The sequence below is a fragment of the Sphingobacterium sp. InxBP1 genome (assembly GCF_026191775.1).
Classification (GTDB): Bacteria; Bacteroidota; Bacteroidia; order Sphingobacteriales; family Sphingobacteriaceae; genus Sphingobacterium; species Sphingobacterium thalpophilum.
Genome location: NZ_JAINDX010000041.1, coordinates 108,322 through 125,963, shown reverse-complemented (window position 1 = coordinate 125,963; position 17,642 = coordinate 108,322). Strand labels below are relative to the sequence as shown.

10 protein-coding genes are annotated in these 17,642 nt (G+C 50.4%); 6 read left to right on the top strand and 4 right to left on the bottom strand.

The annotated features are described in order from the left end of the window. The 6 genes from K7A41_RS06285 (at position 1) to K7A41_RS06260 (ending at position 8,139) form a co-directional block, all read left to right on the top strand. Complete coding sequence (locus K7A41_RS06285) at positions 1-762, top strand: ABC transporter ATP-binding protein (protein WP_265713009.1); 762 nt, start codon at positions 1-3, stop codon at positions 760-762. 23 nt (positions 763-785) lie between these two features. Beyond that, entirely contained in the window at positions 786-1,730 is a 945-nt protein-coding gene (locus K7A41_RS06280) for a siderophore ABC transporter substrate-binding protein (RefSeq protein WP_265713008.1), read from the top strand. 230 nt (positions 1,731-1,960) lie between these two features. Beyond that, complete coding sequence (locus K7A41_RS06275; RefSeq protein WP_265713007.1) at positions 1,961-4,783, top strand: TonB-dependent receptor; 2,823 nt, start codon at positions 1,961-1,963, stop codon at positions 4,781-4,783. Positions 4,784-4,801: 18 nt separating this feature from the next. Beyond that, positions 4,802-6,412 (top strand): tetratricopeptide repeat protein, encoded by a 1,611-nt coding sequence (locus K7A41_RS06270; RefSeq protein ID WP_265713006.1) that lies wholly within the window; start codon positions 4,802-4,804, stop codon positions 6,410-6,412. Between the two features lie 117 nt (positions 6,413-6,529). Continuing rightward, positions 6,530-7,600, top strand: coding sequence for a phytase (locus K7A41_RS06265; protein ID WP_265713005.1), 1,071 nt, complete (start codon positions 6,530-6,532; stop codon positions 7,598-7,600). Between the two features lie 146 nt (positions 7,601-7,746). After that, a complete protein-coding gene (locus K7A41_RS06260; RefSeq protein WP_265713004.1) occupies positions 7,747-8,139 on the top strand; it encodes a hypothetical protein in 393 nt (130 codons plus the stop codon). Positions 8,140-8,226: 87 nt separating this feature from the next. Here the strand turns inward: K7A41_RS06260 and K7A41_RS06255 are convergent, their stop codons facing one another. The 4 genes from K7A41_RS06255 to K7A41_RS06240 all read right to left on the bottom strand — a co-directional run bounded on the left by K7A41_RS06255 (position 8,227) and on the right by K7A41_RS06240 (position 17,633). Continuing rightward, positions 8,227-9,927, bottom strand: a complete 1,701-nt coding sequence (locus tag K7A41_RS06255) for a RagB/SusD family nutrient uptake outer membrane protein (protein WP_265713003.1) — start codon at positions 9,925-9,927, stop codon at positions 8,227-8,229. 18 nt (positions 9,928-9,945) lie between these two features. Then, a complete protein-coding gene (locus K7A41_RS06250; protein WP_265713002.1) occupies positions 9,946-12,954 on the bottom strand; it encodes a SusC/RagA family TonB-linked outer membrane protein in 3,009 nt (1,002 codons plus the stop codon). A gap of 112 nt (positions 12,955-13,066) precedes the next feature. Continuing rightward, entirely contained in the window at positions 13,067-16,339 is a 3,273-nt protein-coding gene (locus tag K7A41_RS06245) for a BNR-4 repeat-containing protein (protein WP_265713001.1), read from the bottom strand. Positions 16,340-16,391: 52 nt separating this feature from the next. Next, complete coding sequence (locus K7A41_RS06240; protein WP_265713000.1) at positions 16,392-17,633, bottom strand: DUF2264 domain-containing protein; 1,242 nt, start codon at positions 17,631-17,633, stop codon at positions 16,392-16,394. Positions 17,634-17,642: the final 9 nt, after the last annotated feature.

Here is a 17,642-nt window from a genome sequence, read left to right as displayed (position 1 = left end):
ATGATAGAAATTCAATCAATTTGCAAAAAATATGGACAGCATCCCGTCCTGAAAAATATCAGCCTGTCCATCCCGAAAGGAAAAGTGGTGTCGCTGATTGGCCCCAACGGTGCTGGGAAAAGCACGCTGTTGTCGCTCATCGCCCGTCTGGAAAAGCCTGGACAAGGAACAATAACCCTGGACGGAATAGAGCTCAACAGTTATCCTTTGAACATGCTCTCCAAAAAACTGTCCTTTCTCAAGCAGCATCATGTATTTGACCTCAAGCTAAAAGTGTCCGAAATCATCGGTTTCGGTCGCTTTCCGCATAGCCAGGGGCGATTGAATCAGGGAGATCATCAAAAAATAGAGGAAGCCATCGCCATGATGGACCTTTCGGCTATCCGGGATGCCTACATAGATGAAATAAGCGGCGGACAGCGACAGCTCGCATTTTTGGCAATGATCATCGCGCAGGATACCGAATATATTTTGCTGGATGAACCACTCAATAATCTCGATATGAAACATGCTGTTGATATCATGCAGACGGTCGGCCGTCTGGTCAGGGATTTTGGCAGGACGGTCATCGCGGTGATCCACGATATTAATTTCGCGGCGAACTATTCGGACTATATCATCGGTCTCCAAGGGGGAGAGGTCGTCTTCTGCGGCGAGACAGCGCATATGGTAAACGAAGAAATGCTCCGGAAGCTATATGGTATTGACTTCCGCATTATGCGGAATGACACGACAGTACTATGTAATTATTATAAGATATAACATAATTTTCTAAATCATCGCATATGAATAAAAACCTTTTTAACATACTATTTGCGGCCAGTATATTGACTTTCACGGCCTGTGACAATCCAGTTCGGACAGCCGCGGGGGAGACTGTCTCCGTGTTGCACGAATTGGGTACGACCCAAGTGCCTGTACAGCCCCGGAGAGTCGTGGTATTTGATGTGGGCACATTGGAAACGCTGGATGAACTACACATCCCGGTGGCGGGTATTCCCAAGGATTACATGGCAAAGCATCTTGAAAAATATAGAAAAGATCCGAATGTACAGGATGCCGGCTCGATCATCCAGCCTAATCTGGAGCGGGTGAATCAGATTAAGCCGGACTTGGTGGTTATTTCGGCAGTAACGTCCAGAGAATATGAACAACTGTCAAAAATTGCTCCGACCATTTATCTTGGCGTCAAAAACGAAAATTATATGCAATCTGTTATCGACAACCTGAATACCATTGGTGACATCTTCGGCGTTCGGGATAAGACGGACCAGAAGGTAGCTGAAATACAACGTAAAATCGAAACAGCAGTAAAAACCATAAGCGCCAGCCCGAAGAAAAGCATGGTATTGATGTACAATGCGGGCGCTTTCAGTACGTTTGGCAACAACTCCAGGTATGGGTTTCTGTATACCGACCTGAAAGCTGTACCGGCGGATGAAAATAAGCAGGCAGGGGTACATGGAACGGTGGTATCGAGTGAGTATATCAGCCGTGTCAATCCTGATATACTGTATATCATCGACAGGAATGAGATCATGCTGGGAGAGAAGACCGATAAAAAGGAAATAGAAAATGCATTGATTCAAAAAACCAATGCATTTAAGAACAACCGTATTATTCATGTAGATCCGAACGTCTGGTACCTGTCAGGTGGGGGAACATACTCCCTGAACCGGATGCTGGATGATGTATTGAAGGGATATGAGCCTTTGCCAAGGCATCCCTAATCTTTTGTTATTGTTAACGAAACAATTTCTTAATGGATATTTTCAATCTTTGGAAAGTTTTGATTTTTAGGTATTTGTAATGGTGTTTCAAACCGCTGTTTATGTTTTGATAACGGCTTGTCTATGCGTGGTTCCTTTTTGTAACGCTCCGTTGGACCTTGCTGACCCGAATAATTTTCAACTTCGCAGCAGTCGACAATGAAAACCAAAATCAAAATAATTAAGCAAAGATGAAAATACTTTTTACCTCATTACTGATCTTTTTAACGGTCATATGGTGCCATGCGCAGCAGGGTACGGGCGTTATTTCCGGTAAAGTGATCGAGAACATGACAAAGGCTTCTCTTCCGGGAGCTTCAGTGCGGCTCAATGTGGGCAACCGTTATACGGTCTCTGACCAGACAGGGGATTTTGAGTTTCTGAAAGTGCCTGAAGGTACCTATATCGTTGAAGTTGTATATATGGGCTATAAGCCGCAACGTAAAGAAGTGACTGTGACCAAGGGCGGCAATTCAACCGTCAACTTGGTCCTGGAAGATGCCGCTATACGGATGGACCAGGTAGAGGTGCTCAGTGACCGCGCACGGGGGCAGGCGCGGGCACTCAACCAACAGAAAAACAAATCCAATATCACCAATATCATCTCGTCCGACCAGGTGGGTCGTTTTCCTGATGCCAATATTGGTGAGGCACTGCGACGTGTCCCAGGGATCACGATGCAGAATGACCAGGGTGAAGCGCGCAACATCATCATCAGGGGACTGGCTCCCGAACTGAATTCAGTGACATTAAATGGTGACCGTATACCTTCTGCCGAAGGGGATAACAGGCGGGTACAGATGGACCTGATTCCTTCGGACATGATCTCGAGTATCGAAGTCAATAAAACGCTGACCTCGGATATGGATGCCGATGCCATAGGCGGCTCGGTCAACCTGATCACCCGTGCCTCACCCAATGGGGAGCGCATCTCGGCTACCTTGTCTTCTGGTTATAATCCGATCCGCGACAAAGCGCTGTACACCGGTGCATTCGTGTATGGCAACCGCTTTGCCAAAAAGGCCATTGGTATGGTGCTGAGCGGCTCCTACAATAATAACGTGTACGGATCGGACAATGTCGAAGCGGTATGGGCGAAGGATGATTTCGGCAATACATTTGTCGAGGAGATGGACATCCGGAAATACGATGTACAGCGTATCCGCCGCAGTGTGGCAGCTGCCTTTGATTTTAAATTGAGCCCAAACCACAGCCTCTATGCCAATGCCATGTACAACTGGCGGGACGACCGCGAGAACCGGTACCGCATGCGTATCGATGATATCGAGCCACAATATAATGGTGACAACGGGATCACAGGATATAAGGGCCGGATCGGTATCCAGGCCAAAGGGGGAATAGACAACGATCGTAATAAAATGGCGCGACTCGAGGATCAGCGGGTACAGAACTACTCGTTGCGCGGTGAGCACTTGCTTTCGGCAGACCTGGATATGGACTGGACGCTGAGCTATTCCAAAGCAAGGGAATACCGCCCCAACGAACGTTACATCTTGTTCCGCCAGAAGAATAATACCCTTAACTTTACAGGGACAGATGAATTTCCGCTGTTTAACCCCGTAAATTTTGATGCCAACGGCGTTGGCCTGAACACGATATCGGAAAATACCGACCTCACTGAAGAGGATGAACTGGGCGCAAAAATTAACTTTAGGCTACCCTTTTCCCTGGTGAAAGGTCAGAAAGGCCGCCTACGCTTTGGTGGGCGCCTGAGACTCAAAAACAAGGATAGAAACAATAATTTCATCGAGTATAGCCCAGTCAATGAGGATTTGATTCCGAACTTAGGATCTATCCCGCATGTTTTTTTTGATGGTAAGAATTTCCAGCCGGGTGAGCAATATGTACCGGGGCTGTTTGCGAGCAGAGCTTATTTGGCGAGCCTGAATCTGACTGACCAAAATGTCTTTACAGGGGAAGAGAATCCATCCGAGTTTTTGGCCCTCAATTATACGGCTAAGGAAAAGATCTATGCCGGTTACCTGCGTTGGGATCAGGATATTACAGCCAAATTATCGTTGATTGCAGGCTTACGTCTTGAACATACCAAAATTGACTACACGGGTAATATCATCGAAAACGAAGAAGATCTGGCCGGGACGCGCAGTTCGGAGAATAGCTACACTGACCTGTTGCCAAGCCTGGCCCTTAAATATCAGGCGAATGATGATCTGGTACTCCGGGGTGCTTTCACGACAGCGCTGGCGAGACCAAACTATTATGCACTGACGCCTTTTGTGGGTATCGTGGCCGGTGATGAGGCCATTGCTGCTGGCAATCCGGACCTGGATGCCACCAATGCCTACAATCTTGACCTAATGGCTGAGCAGTACTTCAAATCGGTGGGAATTCTTTCGGGCGGACTGTTCTATAAACATCTGAAAAACTTTATTTATACCTATGCGGACCGCGCGTATACACAGTCTAAGTTTGCCAGTGATTTTCCTGATCTGACCAATCCGATTCCGGATGGGGAGCAGTGGGCATTCACGCAAAACCGCAATGGCGAAAGTGTCAATGTATATGGTTTCGAGGTGGCGGTACAACGACAGCTGGACTTCTTGCCTGGCAAATTCCTGCGGGGCTTTGGTATCTATGCCAACTATACCTTCACGAAGTCCAGAGCCAAGGGCATTACCAACAGCGACGGTGAACCAAGGCAGCATGTAAGCTTGCCGGGGACAGCTCCGCATATGCTGAATGCCTCACTGTCCTGGGAAAACAAACGCTTTGCAGCACGTCTGTCGGCGAATTATACGGCCGCTTACATCGACGAACTGGGGGGGGATGCTTTTGGAGATGTCTTCTATGACAAGCAGTTTTTCTTGGATGCCAATGCTTCTTATAAAGTTTCTAAAGTCGCCCGTTTCTTTGCCGAAGCAACCAATCTGACGAACCAGCCGCTGCGGTACTATCAGGGGGTGGCAGCCCAGAGCAGACAGATGGAGTATTACCGTCCACGGTACAACTTCGGGGTGAAGTTTGACTTTTAAAATTCGTATACTAGCAGCATGATAAAAAAGTGTATCGGAACCTTGATTATTATATTTTGTGTGCTGGGCGCAGTCCGGCCACAAAATACTGCTGCTATTGCATCCCAATCGCATCCTTCCGATGCGGCATTTGTTGCACAGAATGAAATCCTACAGCAGGCCCGGGCTGATGGCGACCTGCTCAAGGAGGCACGTGCGCTACAGCGTATGGGCCAGATCTGCTATCAGATGGGACTGTTCACGCAGTCCCTCGATTATCATATGAAAGCGGATGAGATCTTCCGTTCGGACAGAAATGAGCAGCAGATGGCAGACAACCTCAATGATCTGGCTCTGCTTTTTCTGATTACCAAACAGCAAAATGACGCCCGCACGGCTTATTTCAAAGCGCTGTACACTTTTCAGCGGCTCGGCGATCAAAAGGCTATAGCGCGTACCTATGCCAATATCGGGCATCTTTACGAGAAAATGGCAAACTATGACAGCGCTTTTTTCTATCAGGAAAAAGCCATGGCCCTCTTTGAACGCATCGGCGATAGCGAAGGGATAGCGCTGGTCCACGACAACCTGGGCAGCATCTATGAAGATAAGCAGCAGTTTGACCAGGCTCATTTCCATTTTGCGCGGGCACTGGACTGGTTTGAACAGGGTAGCAATACCGAGATACGTATTGATGTGTACAACAACATGGGGGATGTGTACCGCAAAAAAGGCGATTATGCACAGGCGCTGCATTATACGCGGAAAGCTGAAGCGCTGGCCAGAAGCACCAACGCGTACAGCCGGCTGAGCAGCGCGTATCGAGACCTGGGTAAGACGTATCACTTTCTGAAAAAGAGCGACAGTACCTTCCATTACCTCGAACTGAGCCGGGAATATTTCTTAAAGTCTTATTCCGAGGAAAGCAAAAAACAGGAAGCGTTATTGAAGGTCATTTATGGTCTCGACCGAAAGGAAATGCAGCTCGCCGAAATGGAGCAACAGAAAAGGATCTCCAGGGCGATCTATATTGTCTCGGGTATCGTGGTCGTATTTTTTATCCTCGTGGCTGCTGTTGTCATTCGTAACCAACGATACAGGATGCGGCGCGAGATCGAGATCAGCCGTCGGGAGGAGGCGTTGCTGAAGACACAGCAGGAGCTGTTGGAAATCGACCTGAACAATAAAAAGATGCAGGAAGAGCAGCTGAAGGAAAGCTTGCACAATAAAGCGCGTGAAATCACGGTACATACTCTGCAGTCCATCCAAAAAAATCAATTACTGGAAGACATTAGTGCCACATTGAAAGAGATGATCAAAAGCGATGGCCGCAGCTACAAGAAGGAGCTGCGTGCCCTGCTGAATAAAATCAATCTGAACTTTCATCAGGATAACTATTGGGAAGACTTCAGACGGATTTTCGAAGAAATCAACCAGGAATTTTTTGATAAACTGCAGGAGATCAATCCCGGGCTATCGGCTACGGAAATCAAATTCATCTCGCTGATCAAACTCAATATGAACAGCAAAGACATTGCTGCGCTGCTGGGCGTATCAAGCGATAGCCTCCGTGTAGCACGATACCGCCTCCGAAAAAAACTGAAATTAGAACAAGGGAGTAGTCTAACTGCCTTTATACAATCTATTTAAGGGGGCATGTTGCTTTTTTGTTGCGCTCAAATAAGGCGCTGTACACTATTTGTAACGCTAGATTTGGGGTGTAATCCGACAGAAAATCACAATTTGGCCCTTACTAAAGCAAAAGATATGAATAAGTTAAAAACATTATTTTTGGCATCGTGTGCAATAGGCCTTTGTGCGACTAGCCCAGATGCATATGCGGATCCGAACGTAGCCCGCACAGACACTCTACAGGCTACAGTGATTACGGAGCACGTCAAGCACGATTCTGATGATCCGGCGATATGGATCAATCCAGCTGATGCGGGCAAGAGCCTGATCATCGGCACCGATAAAGATAAGGATGGGGCCCTGTATGCCTTCGACTTAACTGGCAAGATCGTGAAGCGTGTTGGTGGCATCCAGCGCCCCAACAATGTGGACATTGCCTATGGCTTTGAGCTGAACGGCAAAAAGGTTGATATCGCCGTCACAACAGAGCGAAATGCGAATAAGATCCGTATTTTCTCGCTGCCCGATCTGCAGCCGATTGATAATGGCGGAATAGAGGTGTTTGTGGGTGAGCAGGACAGAGATCCCATGGGTATCGCATTGTATACGCGCCCTTCCGACCAGCGTATTTTTGCAATTGTAGGACGTAAAACGGGACCGCAGGATAATTATTTATGGCAATACGAGCTGAAACCCGGCAATGGAGCGGTCACAGGAACCGTGGTACGCAAATTTGGCCGGTATAGCGGCAAAAAAGAAATTGAAGCTATTGCAGTGGACAATGAGCTGGGATATGTATACTACTCGGATGAGCAGACTGGTGTGCGCAAATATCTGGCAGATCCGGATGCGAAAGATAACAGCGAACTGTCGCTGTTTGCCCAGACGGGCTTCTCGGTAGATCACGAAGGGATTGCGATCTATAAAACCGGCGACAAAACTGGCTACATACTGGTTTCCAATCAAGGCTCACAGCGTTTTATGGTGTACCCACGCGAAGGAAGCGCAGGTGATCCTCACCGTTACGAGTTGCTTGCGGAGATTCCGGTGAGCGCGATGGAAACAGACGGCGCGGATGCGACACAGGTGAGCTTAGGCCCTCAATTCCCGAAAGGTATCTTTGTGGCGATGAGCACAGACCGTACATTCCACATTTACGACTGGCGGTCCGTGGAGGAAAAAATAATGATAGGCAGTAAGAAGTAGTCGGCCGCAGGAAAAAACGATAGCAGATCGTATTTATACCCGTTCTCAAAAGTTTGATACGGATCATCCGATGCGACGGAAGGGATGGCACAAACTTTGAATTTTCACTCATAAATAAGTAAATATTCACATTAACACATCGACTTATGAGAAAATGGATTCAGTTTTTGGGCTTAAGTACCCTAATCTTAACCGTAGTGATCGGATTTGCATCGTGCAGCAAAGATGACGACCCTTCGGACAATGATCTCTTTATTGGAAAATATGAAGGTACGATCGGATTTGATGACCTGGATAACAACGAGAATGACGTGGCTTCTGCGCAAGGCTCGGTGACCGTCACAAAGGTGGGCGATACGTATAATTTTGCCTTCAGCAATGGAATTCCCAATCTAAATGGGGTTGATTTTGAACAGAAAGGCAATGTCTTGGTCAATATTGGTACTGCAGGTACCGGAATTATCCGTATCGACGCGGGTAAATTGACCATTGGTTATACAAAGGACGGCAAAGCGTGGACTGCCGACTGTGAACGCTAATCGGAAAATATATCCACGAGGTTAGAGCCATCCGCTGTCGGATGGCTCTTTCTTTTGGCACTGCCTGCTAAATTCAGGGCCACGCTATTATTTGTAGCCGGGATTTTGTTTCAGAGGATCTCCATCTTTATTGTTGAGCTGGATTTCCGTTAATGGAATAGGCAGCAAGGCATTGTAATCCTGGAAACCGGTAATAATCTTATTGGGTGGAGCTTGGTCGCCATTGCGGGAGATGCGCTCTTTTAGCTTGTTCATACGCACCAGCGTCATGCGCCGGTTTTCTTCGGCAATGAGTTCGCGGGCGCGCTCATCCAGAATAAAGTCGATGGAGAGGTCGCCTGTCGCAACACGGCCCAGGCTGGCATTTCCGGATGCGGCCCGTACAGATTTGAAGGAGCGGTCGCGCAGTTTGTTGATATCTTCTGCTGCTCCGGCGGTGTTCCCTCTGCGTAATCGTGCTTCGGCGCGTAGCAGATAGGTTTCGCCAAAGCGCATCACAGGCCAGTCTTTGACGAGTGCATAGCCAAAGTCATCAATCGGATCGTATCCGCCCCATTTCGTCGGAAATGGATACCAGACCTCAAGGCTGTCGGTACGGAAGGGGATTACCTGGTCTCCAGTTTTGATCGTGATGTTTTTGACGCCCGCACCTTCGGCCACACGATAGCCTTCGGCATCAATACCGATAGTCTTACTAAAGCCCGGCCTATTGTAGTTGGTGGTCCGCCGTATATTGTAATTGCTGTTTCGGATGTCGCCGTTCAGTCCTTTCCATACAGTATACTTCATAAAGTTGCTCAGCCGCAGCCGGCCGTTGCCCCGCCCTCCAAGTGAATCGGCATTGACCATCCCGTCCCATTTGTGATAGGCCGGCTGCCACACGCGGCGGTGCTGCGGGTTGTCTATCGTACCGCCATTGATCGACCGGTTGTATTCGACTTCAAATGTCCAGATGGCTTCGGTATTGCCCTGGCTGCGCCGCATATTGCCCTGGCGAAACATATCGCGGTAATAGTCGCCGCCTTCGGCAAGATATTTGCCGTAACGGGCATCTACCAGTTTATAATTGCCGCCGTCAATGATGGCTGTCGCCATAGCCTCCGCCTGGGCAAAATAAGCCGCATCCCGCATGCCCATGCGCAAATAAGCTTCTGCCGCCAGCTGTCGGGCCATATCTTTATTGATGCGGCTCGGAGCCGCAGCTTTGCCCAGGTCGGGAAGTTCCTTAATGGCGTAGCTGAGGTCCGTTTCAATCAATTTATCAACCTCCGCTACAGGCGTACGGGTATAGTTAAAAGTGGGTACTTTGATCGAACTGGTCAGTAGCGGCACGTCGCCCCAGAGGGTCACCAGCATATTGTACGCGTAGGCCCTGAAAAAGCGTGCTTCGGCACTGGCCTGTGGATTGTTGTCGCCGACGCCGTCAATGATCAGGTTGGCATTGTTGATAAATACATAGCAGCGCTCCCATAGGTAATTCACGCCACCGTTCTCCGAATTTAAATCCGCATATTGGTAAAAGGGATTTTCTACCCCTTCAGTAGAGCCGGCGCTGGCGATGTCCGTGCCGATCTGCCAGCAGGAAAGAAATCCTTGTCTGCTGCTCATGCCCCACAGCTGTCCAAAGTTATAATGTAAACCCAGCAGCCTATTTTCTACTGTCGTCGGGTCCACCACGTTGGCGCCATAGTTGGAATAGGGTTTTTCGGTCAGGTAGTCCTTGCCGCAGGAGCTGGCACCCAGCATAGCCATCGCCAGCAGCGAATAGATTACGGTATAATTTTTCATCGTCTTTTTCTTTAATCGTTAAAAATTGAGGTTAACGCCCAGGACATACGTCCGCACCATAGGGTAGTTGAGATTGTCATCGGCAGAGCCGCGCGTGATATCTCGTGCTTCAGGATCCCAGCCCAGCCAATTGGTCCAGGTGTAGAGGTTGCGGCCGCTGGCATATACGGTCAGTCCACCCACGCCCAGCTTACTGGCCACTTGCTGCGGCATGGTATAGCTTAGCGTCACATCCTTCAGACGGGTAAAGCTCGCACTGGAAGGAAAACCATAGCCGTGGACGTTGGAGTGGTTGCCCAATGAGCGCCATTCGTTGCTTTTGTTCTCGGGCGTCCAGTATCCCAGCGCTGCCGGTGTGCTCCGGCGGCCCATCTCGTCCGAGGCTCCGCCGATCTGCGGATTGTTGCGCAGTGCGCCCTGAACGGTATTAATGAAAATGTTGAGCGTAAAATCTTTGTACGTGAAGGTATTGGTCAGACCTGCAGTCCATTTGGGCGCGGTTTGTCCCAGTACCGAGCGGTCGGCATCGCTGATCTTTCCATCTCCGTTCAGGTCGGCCAGTTTGAGGTCCCCGGCCTGGGCGGCATCATCCCAACCCTTATTGGCACCCGAAGCAATCTCGTCTTCCTGCCAGATACCGACTTTGCTGTAGTCATAGATGACCCCTACAGGCTGGCCAATAAACCAGCGATTGCCTAGATCTTCCTTGCCATCGCCGTACACTTCTTTGATCTTATTTTTATTGCGCGAGAAAACCAGCGTCGAGGACCAATTGAAGTTGTTTTTTACGATATTTTTGGTGTTCAGTGTCAGGTCGATGCCGGTGTTTCCGAGCTTGCCCATATTGGAGAATACATCCACGAATCCGGTCAGTTTGGGCAGAAGCTGTCGGAGCAACATGTCGTAAGTGCTCGATTTATACACATCCACACTGCCTGAAATACGATTGTTAAACAGCCCAAAGTCGATACCCGTATTTAGGCCCTTCGTTTTTTCCCATTGCAGGTTGTCATTGCCCATCTGCGTGCGGATCTGGAGTGCGGTATTGGACAGGCCATTCATGGCCATGGGGTAGGAGTTCATCAAAAACTGGGTCTGGTAGATGCTAATGGCTTCATTGCCGGAAAGACCATAGGAAATACGCCATTTCAGATTGCTAACCACGTCCCTGCTGTTCTGCATAAACGATTCGTTGTGGATATTCCAGGCGACCGCTGCGGAGGGAAACACCCCATATTTGTTGTTGCGCCCGAATACGGAAGAACCGTCTCTACGCACCGTGAAGGTCAGCATATAACGGCTGTCGTAGCCATAATTTAACCGGCCCATCTGAGAGATCGTCCGATAGAGGTCGGCCCGGGAGCTCACCTTCTGCGTGTTGGCCGCGCCCAGGTTGCCCCATCCCAGGGCATCATTCGGAAAGACCTCTCCGGTAGCAATGGCTTCCTGCCAGTACTTGCTTTTTGCAGCATAGAGCCCCGTAAAATCAAAGTGGTGCTTGTCAATGTCTTTGCTGTAGGTCAGGATATTCTCCACTGTATAAGACTGTGTCTCCCGATTGGTAATGCGGCCCAGTCCGGCAAAGTTATAGACCGATTCGCCTTCATATTCATTATTACGGACGGGGATGTAGGAATAGCCTGCATTCAGCTTATATTTTAGTCCCGCCAACGGCTTAAAGAGTTCGCCAAAATTGAGTTCCGCATAACCATTCAATGAAATATTGAATTGCCTACGCTGCGGATCCAGCGTGGTGGGCAAGAGGGGGTTGGCCCAGAGCTGTTCGGAATACATGGGGTACTGGGTTAATGTACCATCCGCATTGTACATCCGGGCATAGGGACTCATCGCTGCGGCCTGGAGTAGATTTGCGCGTCCACCGTCTTTATTGTGCGCCACCACAAAGGAGGAGGTCCCCACCGACAGGTACTTTGTGGCTTTAAAGTCGGTATTTGTGCGGAAGGAGTATCTCTTATAGTTATAACCCAGTACCACGCCTTTCTGATCGAGGTAATCTCCGGATACGAAATATTTGGCGTTTTCACTCCCTCCGGATAGGCTGATGTTGTGATTGTGCACCACTCCGGTCTGCATCACGGCGTCCAGCCAGTCTGTGGTCACTCCGTTTTTATAGTTGTCGTATTCATACTCATTGCGCACGGGACCGCCATTGAACAAACTGGTGTTGGTGATACGGGCATACTCGGCATAACGCTTGAGTAACTCCTCTGCTGACACCGGTTCGGGAATATGAGTGGCGTTCTCCACGCCGGCATAACCGCTGTAGCGGATCGCGGGTTTGCCCGTGACGCCCCGCTTGGTCGTGATCAGGATAACCCCGTTGGAGCCGTTCACGCCATAAATCGCGACAGCAGAAGGGTCTTTCAACACCTCGACGGACTCGATATCATTGGGGTTGATATCGTTGATGGAGCCATCGGTTCGGGATAGGGGAATACCGTCGACCACGATGTAAGGCTCGGAGTTGGCATTGATCGAATTGCGACCGCGTACCTGGGCTGTAGGGGCATCGCCAGGGATGGAAGAAGCCTGTGAAACCGTCACATTCGACACCGCCCCCTGGATGGCCTGCATGACATTGTTGACTGGAATCTTGGATAGTCTGTCTTTGGGGACCGAGGCTACCGACCCGGTGATGTCGGACCGTTTTTGACTACCGTAACCGACCACCACCAGTTCATCGAGGACATTCTCTGCCGGTAGAAGGACAATATCTATCGTCTTTTGCTGTGCCACAGGTACCTGTTTTTCCTGATAGCCCACAGAGGTGACGATCAGCGTGCTCCCCGCGGGTGCCTGGATCGAAAAGTTTCCATGTGCATTGGATTGCACGGTTTCGGAACCGCCTTTCACCCGGACAGTGACGCCGGCAATCGCTTTGCCTGCGTTGTCCCGGACCGTACCTCTCAAGCTGGATTCCTGTCCATAAGTGGACAGGGCAATCAAAAAAAGGCTATTCAACAGAAGGCCCTTTCTGGCATACTTGCTGTAGTAATGATGTGCCATAATAGATTTTTATAATTGATTGGAAAAATATACTCTACAGGCTATACGGTGTGTATAGCCTGTTACAAAGGTCGTCCGGAAAGAGGAATGGAGTGTTTAATTAGGGTTCAATTCAGTTGAAATTGGTGTCAAATAGCGCGTTATCCTTGCCTTTCCACCGTACTTCTACACGGCCGCCTGCCCGCCGGACTGTAGGGAACAGTTCGTCGTCGCTCCAGGCTTCGCCGGATTTTTTCCATAGCTGCAGGATGACAAGCCTTTGATCGGCTGCCGGACCCACTGACACATGGCTGCTGAGCAGCTTGCTTTTGGCCGCAGTAGGATGAAGTCCCGCACAGCTCACCGCTTGCACTCCCTGCCAGCCCAGCAGGGGCACCATGGCCAGCTGGTATTCGCCATTATCTATGATCACGGCTGTCAGGTTCTTACGCTTTCGTTCGGAGATTTTGACCGGCTGATCCTGCCGCTGGGGGAGGGCGTAATGTCCCAACCGAAGGGAAACAGCATGCGTGGACGAAAGTCGGTCACAGCGTAGGATGCCATGCGGCAAGGTCTTTTCGTGGAGTTCTATCCGTACCGTAGAGTCCCCGGCCAGCGATCCCACACGGCTGTAGATCTGGTCATCGTATCCGATAAATTGGTAGAGACGCAGTGCTTCCCATGCTCCGCCTTCAACAGAAAAGGCATAGTTCATCGATACCTGACCCTCTTTGCCATCTGCCTGCCAGGGGAAGGCACTGTTATAGGCTAGCTTATTGTAATTCTCCGTACCTTGATAGTAACCTACTGTCCGGCTCGAATTGCAGGCCCGAATTTCGGATGCGCCGATCGCAGCATAGTCGGTGATCAGCAGTCCGGCGTCTTTGACATAGGTATTCCATACCTTGTTGCGGGCAATTTCCTGCTCCCAAGGACCCAGGTTCTCCCGGGCTGTCCAAAAGCTGCTGTCGTCCGGGATAAGTAAGCCCAAGAAGAACTTGCCCAGCCAATAGGCACTTCCTCTGCAGCTGTACTCTTGTACGGCGGGATCAAAAGGACCGTAAAAACCTAAAGTGGGTACGCCGTCCTTCAGGAAATCGGGATGCTGTAGAAATTGGAGCAGGCTGCCCGAGGCAATCCTGCGCATCCAGCCGTAATTGATGGTTGGATCTTCCAGTTCGCCCAGTAGCGGAAAGGGCACCGCGGCGCCCATACGGTAGGATATGCTGCGTCCCCACATGATCATTTCACCGTTTCGGCTGAACAGGTAAGGATAGCTGTTGGCCACGTCGCGTAAGTTGGATCGAAATCGGTCAGCCAGTTCAGGATACATCGTGGGTCCGTAATATTTGGCCCATAGCGATCCGTAGAGCTGAAAGGCCCACATGCTGTAGTAGTCGTAATAGGGACTGTCGTTGTACCATCCATCGCCTTTGTAGTCGGCAAGGCATTTTTCCAGCAAGTTTTTCAGGTACGTTTCGGGTACCGTATAGCCGCGACTCTTGAAAAAGCTCAGGATCATGATGTTGAAAAAACGCCAGTTCATCTCAATGGTAGGCCCTTTGCCGTAGCTCAGCATGGTATGGGCCAGCCTGTCTTTTGCTGCCTGGGGCAGCGGATCCCATAACACTTCGGGCGCGGCCATAAGGGATACCGCTAGGCCTCCAAATTCGACAAGTTTTTGGCTTGGCCCGCCTTTTTCCGGAAGCGGCGCGATGTAAGTGTCAGAGCTCGAATCGATAAGCTGCTGCAGCTGATGCCGGTAGTAATCAGCTACCCGTATATCCCGGATGGTATAATCGGGATCTTCCTTTAGCAGGGGCAGGGCGACAAAGAGTGTCCGACATAGGCCTTCGAGTTTCTCGGTTTCTGTGTGGACACCATCTCTGGGGTAACTCCGTCCGGGCTGTTTGGCAAATTGCATGGGACTGTCGAGGTTGTGGATCACCGAAAAAGCACCTTCCAACAGGTAGGAGGCCGCATCCAGCCAGTGCTGCCGCGTCATTCCCGTGTACGGACTTCGCTCAAAATCGGGGCGGACTAGTTCAAAAGATAATCCATTAGGATGGCATGTAAAATCACGGCTATCAGGACTCCATTGGATCACTTTGATGGTTGTAGGGGCAGCGCTGGATAAGCCTTCACCGTCTTTTTGTACCGTAGATTGCACAAAAAGCGCGATTCTGCGTTCCCGCCGCCATAATTCGGTGTCCAGGCTAGGCTCCCAGGACCCCAGCGACTCCTGACTAAGGTCATAAAGCTGTGGGACACCGTCTCTCAGGCCTTTGACATGCAGCACACTGGGACGTGAGCCACGCTCGGCATCCCGTAGGATCATGGTCACGGCGGCCTCCTCGTCTTTTCCGCTGACCAGTAGCTGTGGCCGTGCAATGGGAATTTCTTTTGTTCCCTGACCGCTTAGGCTAAAAGGCGTTTTTCTGAAGTCAAACGAACGCACATGCCATTCACCCATCTGTAGATAGATAATCCTATACTGTGGGATAAGGCTATGTTGGTCGCGCCAGTAGGTGGCTATATAGGGATTGCCTGCTTCGTCCGCAGCCATGGAGGTCTGGTTGATGAGTTCATGTCCTTGTGGGATACGGGCGGCATACTCAGCGGTGGCAGCATTTATCGGTAGGCTGTAGACTGTTCCCCTGCTGTTCTGCCAGGTTAGCCCTCCATCTTTGGAGCAGGCATACGCCAAATCGTGATTGCTGGCCACATCGGGACTCTCCCGCCAGACCCAAGACAGGTGTATCGTGCCGTTGTCGTCCACACAGCTCTGCCAGTAGGCATTGCGCTTGCCTTCACCGTTGATCAGGTTGCTATGCACGCGTGTCCACTTGTCTTGCTTGTCATCATACCTATTGATGACAAGGTTGCCATTGCCGGATCCACCATCACGGTATAAGAAGAGCAACTGTCCATTGGGAAGCTTTAGGAATTCGGGATAAGTCACCGATGTTTCTTTGTCACCGGTCATTGTGCGTTCGGGCCCCAGGAGCAGGCTATTCGGTTTCACTGTGCGTGCATAACGTAACTTGCTGTTGTGCTGATCCCAGCAGACGTGCAGGTATCCGGCTCCGTCGACTATGATGCTGATGATATTATGGGCATCTTGCGCATGCCCCTTGTAGGGCGTCCGACGGATTTCCCAGTCTACTGCGGACAACAGGCGTCTGCCGAGAACGACATAGCTATCATCGTCATAATAGGCGATATACTGGTACTTATCATTGCTGACCAGGGAGTTTTTACGGAATACGGCGGTATTTACCGTGTTTTTTGCCCAGCCTTTTCCCACAGGTACGATATGGACGAAAGGCTCCTGAGCCAAGATATGCTCTCCACTGAGCAGGAGAACTGCCCACAACGCTATGCTGAAAATCATTTTTATGTTCATCGGTCACTCTTTTTTTGCCCCATACCTGGTGCATGGAGTTGGTTTTTTCTTTTTATGGAATCGCCTGGCTATGGTCTTTCGTCCAGTCTCGGCCTGACCAGATACGCTTGGCGCTCCAGTCCTGTGCCTCGGTCGCCCAAAAAGGCGCATCGGAAGGGAGTCCTAGCGGCAAAAATATCATGGTACATAAATAAGGGCTGCCCTGGTTGTTGTAAAAATCGGTCAGCCCCGGCTGATCACCGTATAGCCCGAGTGTCAGCCAACCCTTACGGTAAGTGTCGGGGCTTTCTGTTGTCTTTTTCAATACGGCTGATAAGGCCGCGCGTACTTGTCCTGGTGCCAGTTCTTGGGGAAGCCGTTGTTTGAGGGCTATATCGGCCAGATGATGGAAGGCTCCGGCGCGATAGATCAGTGAGCGGCCAGAAGGCGGAAAACTGCCATCCGCATTGATTAGCCGCTCCTGAATGATCGCGTAGCGCGCATTACGCTGCCTGATTTTGGCAAACATGGAATCATAGCTCTTGGTCTTGCCCTGAATGACATCCATGATACCGGCCAGGAAAGGATGAATAACATAGCTATTGTAATAGTCAAAGGCGTAATGTGGGCCGTCTTTATACATGCCATCGCCCACGTACCAAAGTTCGAGCTGCTGTAGGGCGTAGTCCACGCGCATCACATCCCATTCTGTGCTGTATCGGGCCAGGAAAGCTTCGTTCATGGCCGAAAAGAGCAACCAGTTGGAGTATACGGGCCGGAATTGACGAGTGCTGCGTATGGAGGCGACGAGACGCTGTCTCGAAACCTCATCGAGCTGCTGCCAGAGCCAGGGGCTGCGCACAAAGGCCAGCGATATGAAAGCGGCATCGACCAGCTGCTGTCCGCCGACGTCAAAACGCATAAAATCACGGGCATTGCTGTCCAAGGCGTTTTTCAGTCCGGCCAATGTCCACTTGCGGTACTGCCTGCGCAGTGCGATCTCTGCGTCAGATCCACCTTCCAGCGCCAGCCAGGGGCTAATACCAGCGAGCACGCGGCCCAATACTTCGACGTATTGTACCTTGATGCGGTGCTCCCTGTTGTCTACCTGTGCTGCCGTGATCTGCGGCATCTGGATGCGCAGGCTATCCTGCGCCAGGCTATGGAGTACAGGTCGCACCATGCGGTCCATCTGCTGCAGCCAAAACTCCCGGGCTGTTTGCTCAGGATCGATTGTTTGTTTTTTCTTTCCCTGCGCATAACCTGTGCTGCTCAGCAACAGGATAGATGCGATAAATAGCAACTGCTTGATCATCGTCTAAAG